This window comes from Burkholderia sp. BE12 (assembly GCF_002959955.1).
GTDB lineage: Bacteria > Pseudomonadota > Gammaproteobacteria > Burkholderiales > Burkholderiaceae > Burkholderia.
The window spans coordinates 1-406 of sequence record NZ_PREY01000090.1 but is presented as its reverse complement, the minus strand read 5'-3'; the positions used below and the strand labels follow the sequence as shown (position 1 = coordinate 406).

At 59.1% G+C, this 406-nt stretch carries 1 rRNA gene; it reads right to left on the bottom strand.

Annotated elements, in window-relative coordinates:
- Nucleotides 1–283: 283 nt before the first annotated feature.
- Nucleotides 284–396, bottom strand: a 5S ribosomal RNA gene (rrf, locus tag C4B30_RS35045).
- Nucleotides 397–406: the final 10 nt, after the last annotated feature.

The window sequence follows — 406 nt, the reverse complement described above, 5'->3', positions numbered from 1 at the left end:
AGCGGCCTCATAGTTCGCTCGGCTATCTGACGCCTGCGCAGTTCGCTCGGGCGCACGATGCAAAACAGCAGTTTTTAACCTCGGACTCTAACTGCAGTTCGGACTAAAACCGGGGGCAGGTCACCGGAGACATATCGGGGTTCGATCAGTTCGACTAGCGGCCTGATGACGTTTTCCACGCCCCAAGCTCATGCCGGATGGCACTTCGCGCGGCCAAGTGCCTTTCCGCCGCGCCAATGCAAAAACCCCCGCCTGTTGGGCGGGGGTTTCTGGCTTGAGGGGAGCCTGACGATTACCTACTTTCACACGGGAATCCGCACTATCATCGGCGTAGAGTCGTTTCACGGTCCTGTTCGGGATGGGAAGGGGTGGGACCGACTCGCTATGGTCATCAGGCAAAGGGGGT